Origin of the sequence: Streptomyces sp. NPDC017943, assembly GCF_044328425.1 — a bacterium.
GTDB classification, from domain to species: Bacteria; Actinomycetota; Actinomycetes; order Streptomycetales; family Streptomycetaceae; genus Streptomyces; species Streptomyces djakartensis_A.
Window position 1 is genome coordinate 1 of record NZ_JBIRHH010000048.1, and the last position, 5,594, is coordinate 5,594.

Below are 5,594 nucleotides of genomic sequence, written 5' to 3' on the forward strand. Positions count from 1 at the left end.
AGGACCCTCAGCAAGTCCCATCGTTGCAGGTCAAGGGCACTTTCCGTGTTTCTGATCAACTCTTGGACAGCCCACCTCGTGAAAGCACGAGGCTAGGAAGCGGGGCACCGACCCCAACCTGCTGCGTCCGCTAGTGACCTGAGTCGGAGATTCGTCGTTGGTTCGGTATGAGTCGTCCGGGTCCGAAGATTCGGCCGCTGTCACTGACTGATGCCCAACGGGCTGTGCTGGAGGGCTGGGTGCGTCGTCGTACGACGGCTCAGGCGCTGGCCCAGCGCTCGCGGATCGTGCTGAAGTGCGCCGACGGGCACTCGATCATGGAGGTGTCGCGCCGGCTGCAGGTGACGCCGGACACGGTCCGCACCTGGCGGCGGCGTTTCCTCGAACGGGGCCTGGACGGCCTGTCCGACGAGCCGCGGCCCGGTGTCCCCCGGAAGATCACCGACGCGGATGTCGAGCGCGTCATCGTCAAGACACTCGAGGAGAAGGCGAAGAACGCCACTCACTGGTCGACCCGGTCGATGGCGGCGGCCACGGGCATGTCGCAGTCCGCGATCTCGCGGATCTGGCGGGCGTTCGCCCTGGCCCCACACCGCTCGCAGACGTTCAAGCCGTCCACGGACCCGCTGTTCATCGACAAGGTCCGCGATGTCGTGGGCCTGTACCTCGACCCGCCGGAGAAGGCCCTGGTGCTTGGTGTGGACGAGAAGTCCCAGATCCAGGCCCTCGACCGGTCCCAGCCCGTGTTGCCGATGGTTCCCGGCGTTCTTGAACACCGCAGCCACGACTACGTCCGCGCCGGCACCACCACTCTGTTCGCCGCACTGGAAGTCGCCACCGGCAAGGTGATCGGCTCCCTCCACCGGCGCCACTGGGCCGTCGAGTTCAAGAAGTTCCTGACCAAGCTCGACAAGGAAGTCCCGCCGACCTCGACGTGCACCTGATCCTGGACAACTACGTCACCCATAAGACGCCTGCCATCAAGCAGTGGCTGCTTGCGCACCCACGCTTCCACCTGCACTTCACGCCGACCAGCGCGTCCTGGCTGAACCTGGTCGAGCGGTGGTTCGCCGAGCTCGCCCAGAAGAAACTCAAGAGAGGCGTCCACCGATCCGTCCAGGCCCTCGAGCGGGACATCCGGTCCCGGATCGCCGACTGGAACCAGCACCCGCGGCCGTTCGTCTGGACGAAAACCGCCGACGAAATCCTCGACAAAGTCGCCGCCTACTGCCGACGAATCTCTGACTCAGGTCACTAGCTCTGGCTCAGCGTAGGCCGCCCGCCGGCCTACGACCGCGAGACCTACACACCGCAACGATGTCGAACACTGCTTCGACCGCCCGAAGCAGTGTCGCGGCATAGGGACCCGCTACGACAAGACTGCCGAGTCCTACGAGGCAGCCGTCACCCTCGCATCACTCCTGATGTAGGCATGACATTCGACGATAGAATCTAGAGGGCTTGGCGTGGTGAGTGGACGGTTGGGGAAAGTTCGTGGTTGAGATGCTTACGCCGGTGATGCGGTACGGCTGAACGCGTTGATCAGCATCTCCGCAGCCAACGTCTACGACAGCCGTACCCTCACTCATCCCGTCCCTCCACTCACGTCGCGGCCGGCCGGCCGCGTCAGCGCCTCAGCAGTTACGGCGGATACGACGACCTCCCCCGTGAAGACGGTTCGCACCCCAGGGCATCCGGCGTCGACGTCGTCAGCGGGCGCGATGGCTCCGGCAGGACTCAAAGTCGGAGCCATCCGACGGACCCTGGACAGCCAGGTCCGGTGGCGCATGGCATCCAGGATGCCGGGCCCCGGCCGAGGTGCCATTAAACTCTTCGCCGATACGGTCACATCGGTCCCTGCCAGAACACCAACCGCCCGTGTCATGGTGTCTTTCCAGTGACTGAGCTTCGAGAACCGACAAGGACAGCCAGCGTGCCGCGCCCCGGTGACACTCTCCCGCCCGCCGCTCCGGACAGCCCCGCGACACCGCACGCCGTAGCCCGCTGGTGCGCCGCCCAGGGCTGGCCCGTTCACCCTCTGGCCCCAGGACGTAAAACGCCGGCCGCCAACTGCCCCGAGTGCAGGAGGCGTACTCACCAGCCTCAGGAATGCCCCTGCCTGCCCGCAGGGCGCCCCTGTCACGGCTTCCACGCCGCCACCACCAACACCATCCACATCGATGCCTGGTGGACCGACAGCCCTTCGTCAGGAGTCGGCATTGCCTGCGGCCCCGCAGACCTCGTCGTGTTGGACGTCGACGCCCACTCCGCCGAAATACCCGACCGCAGTCGCCTGCTGCCAGGCATTCCTATCCCCGACGCGGTGAACCTCACCGGCCTCGCCTCTGGCTTTGACACCCTCGCGCTTCTGGCGGCCTACCGAGGCCGACCCGACCCCGCTCTGGACGAGACGACCCTGCGCGTCCGCACCCCCTCCGGTGGCCTGCACATCTGGTACCGCATCCCCCACCCGGCGACCACCAGGCTGCGCTGCTCCACCGGCTCCAGCCCCAAGGTCGCCCTCGCATGGCAGGTCGACGTCAGGGCCGAAGGCGGCTACATCATCGCTCCCACCACCCGCACTGCCCAGGGCACCTACGTTCCCGAGGGCCCCACCCGCCTGCCCGCTCCCCTGCCCCACTGGCTCCACGCCGAACTCGCACGCACTGGCCACGTCATCGTCCCCCCGGGGCCCCCGCAGCCCCGCTCCAGACGAAGGCGGATCCGCAGACCGACCGCCGCCCACCGGGTCCTCACCCCACTCCTCGACCAGGTCGCCGACTGCGCGGCCGCCACCGAAGGAACCGGTTTCACCGAAAAACTCAACCGAGCCGCCTACACGGCGGGAGGCCTCGTGGCAGCCGGCCACCTTGAGCAAACCGCGGTCCGCGACCAACTTCTCGCCGCAGCCATCGAGGCCAGGCCCTGGAGGACCGCTCGCAATCAAAGGATCATCGACGACGGTCTGGCCGCCGGAGCTGCACACCCGTTCCGCCTCGAAGGACGTGCGTGAGCAGCGCCGAGGTGATGCCGAGGGTCAACGCACAGGCTGCCGCTCAAACCACGTAGCAGCCGCCACCCCCTGCGGCTTGTACGGGCCCCAACGGGGCCGGTAGCATGCCCTTTGCCGCAGGGCTGCCGCCCATCGCAACAACCGCAGCAGTACCCCCCCCCTCCACGTCCCGCTCAGCGAGGCACAACCGTCAGTTCACGCCCAGGCTGGCGAGTGGCCAGCCTTCGGACGGTCGGACGCAGCCTGACGCGCAGACGCGGGCTCGACGTTCGACGCTACCGCTGACTACGGGGCTGCTCCACGCCCACGGCAGCGAGCGTGCAACCCCCTGGAGAGCGGACCATCGCTCGGATTCCGCTGGGCGATAGCGGTGGCCGCAACCAGCTCGAGCACACCGTATCCTCACGGACCTCGGCGGCACTCAGGTGCCGCTCCTCGGCGAGTGATCGAAGATGCCGCGACTGTGCGACATCCCGTGAGTTGCACTGAGGGACCTTGTGGACAGGGGGTTTGTCTTCTACCCGGTAGTTGCTCGCGGGCTGATGTATCTCCGGGATTCCTGAAGCGTTCTCACCATGTCCGATCCGGTTCGCGATCTGGCTGAAGATAAGGCGGCCCGGGTTGGCGCTGGCTGCCATACGGGACCTGCGTGATGGCCTGCCGCCGGCCACTGCGGAGGAGCTGGAGCAGTTCGAGACGATGTACTGGTGGGGTTCGTGCTGGCGCGGGCCTCGGCAGGGCTGGCGGACGGCACGATCCGCGGGGACGTCGGGCACCTCGAGCAGATGCGGTCCTGGTTCGGGCGGCAGCTGTGGGAGATGGAGCCGTCTGACGCCGACGCGTACTTCGGGAAAGTGCCGCGGGCTTCGCCGAGCGGCACCCGGCTGAGGCGCTCTCAGACGCTGACCACGTACTTCCTGGTTCTGGAGCTGCGGTACAAGGTCGAGATCGACCGGATGACCGGTCGGGTGACCAAGTGCCCGATCGACGAGATGAACCGGCCGCGCGGGTCGAGTGACGCGGCGCTGCGGATTTCATCGTCCGGGCCGGAGGTCAAGATGCTCTTCGCCGGGTGGGGCGGCGAGCTGGCGACCTGCTGGAAGGTCGCCCCGACCGCCCGGAACTACACCGCCTCCAAGCTGATGTCTCAGGTCGGGGGGCGGGTCAGCGAAGCGTGCAAGCTCGATCTGGCGGACATCAAGTGAGATCTGGGCCGCTTCGGCAAGCTCCACGTCCGCCACGGCAAGGGCGCCCGCGGCTCGGGTCCGCGCGAGCGGATGGTCCCACTGATCAATGGCGCCGACCGCACGCTCCGATGGTTCATCGAGGACGTCCGGGGCCAGTTCGACGACGACCACACCCGCCCCGGTGCCCCCGCTGTTCCCCTCCGAACGCAGATGCGCCGACGGCACCTCGGGCTGGGTCGGCGACAATGCCCTGCGCGGCGGGCGCAAGGCCGCGGCCACGACGCATCTGCCGGAGTGGAGCGACAAGCTCCCCCTGCACGTCCTGCGGCACTTCTGCGCATCCAAGCTCTACCTCGGCGGACTCGGCCTGATCGCGATCCAGGAAATCTTCGGGCACTCCTGGATCGCCGCCACCATGCGATACGTCCATGTTCAGCAGACCCGGGTCAAGGATGCCTGGGTGACCGGGCAGCAGCGGGCTGCGAAGCGGCTGGGAGGACTTCTGCGATGAAGTAGAACCTGCGGCTGTCCGCCGCGAACAAGGGCATCTGGGATGCCTGCGAGCTTCAGCGGAGCCTGGCCGAGCACGGCCTGGTGATCTCGGAGGGGAAGATGTCCGGGCTGTGCAAGCACCGGGACGGCCGGTCGCTGCCGCCGGAGTGATCCAGTGACTCGCTTCCCGAAAGGGCTACGTCGAGCCCACCAGTTCCTGCTCTGGCTGCCTGGCCTGGCGCGACTTCAGTGGACGGCCCTGACCGGCCTGTTACACGTTCGGCCGGCCCTGGGCACGACGCGGCGGAATGCGCCGACTGCCGTCGCGTCCAGCCACTGAAGCCGGCCCTCGCAGCCACCCCGCCGCCGCATCGAACAACGCCCTCGGCCCGTCCCCGTCGTTCACGCCCGCGCGTCCAGCCACCCCACCAAGTCCTCGTAGACCTCGGCGAGTCCCGCCAGCCGCCGGTCTCCCGGATCTCCCACGGGCGGTAAACTTCAGACACGAGGCGTCCTCGATTTTCAACTGTCCGGCCAAGATTCCGCCACCTCCCCCTGCACCTGGCACGGTCCGGCAAGAACCGGCGCAGGAACCCACGCTCGTCAGCTAAACCGCGTGCCGACCCGAGTTGTACGACCGCCGCTTCGCCTGCAACACCCTCGGCTGCGCGTCATCAGGAAGGAGTACCGCTTCAGCACAACTCTCCGAAGATCGACAACAACAGACCCACGAAGGCTCCGACGCTCAATCACTTCAGGTCATAGCACCGAACCTCCCGATGAACCCGTAGTGCACGATGTGACACTTAGGTTCTGTCTCTTTGGTCAGCGCCGGGTCCAGATGAGGATGCCCGCGAGGTGGAGTGCGGCCTGGTAGGCGATCGCGAGCTTGTCGGTTCGGG

Annotated in this window: 3 protein-coding genes and 2 pseudogenes; all 5 read left to right on the plus strand. The window is 67.2% G+C overall.

Going from position 1 to position 5,594, the window contains the following annotated elements:
- The first annotated feature begins 167 nt into the window (after positions 1–167).
- The 5 genes and pseudogenes from ACH4C6_RS35695 to ACH4C6_RS35715 all read left to right on the plus strand — a co-directional run bounded on the left by ACH4C6_RS35695 (position 168) and on the right by ACH4C6_RS35715 (position 4,711).
- Positions 168–1,258: pseudogene (locus ACH4C6_RS35695) on the plus strand (IS630 family transposase).
- A gap of 15 nt (positions 1,259–1,273) precedes the next feature.
- Positions 1,274–1,430 (plus strand): annotated as a pseudogene (locus tag ACH4C6_RS35700) (IS5/IS1182 family transposase); the annotation flags it as partial.
- A 503-nt stretch (positions 1,431–1,933) separates the two neighbouring features.
- Positions 1,934–3,013: a bifunctional DNA primase/polymerase gene (locus tag ACH4C6_RS35705; protein ID WP_398112758.1), complete on the plus strand. Its 1,080-nt coding sequence runs from the start codon at positions 1,934–1,936 to the stop codon at positions 3,011–3,013.
- 707 nt (positions 3,014–3,720) lie between these two features.
- Positions 3,721–4,218, plus strand: a complete 498-nt coding sequence (locus tag ACH4C6_RS35710) for a hypothetical protein (RefSeq protein ID WP_398112759.1) — start codon at positions 3,721–3,723, stop codon at positions 4,216–4,218.
- Between the two features lie 163 nt (positions 4,219–4,381).
- Complete coding sequence (locus ACH4C6_RS35715; RefSeq protein WP_366900554.1) at positions 4,382–4,711, plus strand: tyrosine-type recombinase/integrase; 330 nt, start codon at positions 4,382–4,384, stop codon at positions 4,709–4,711.
- Positions 4,712–5,594: the final 883 nt, after the last annotated feature.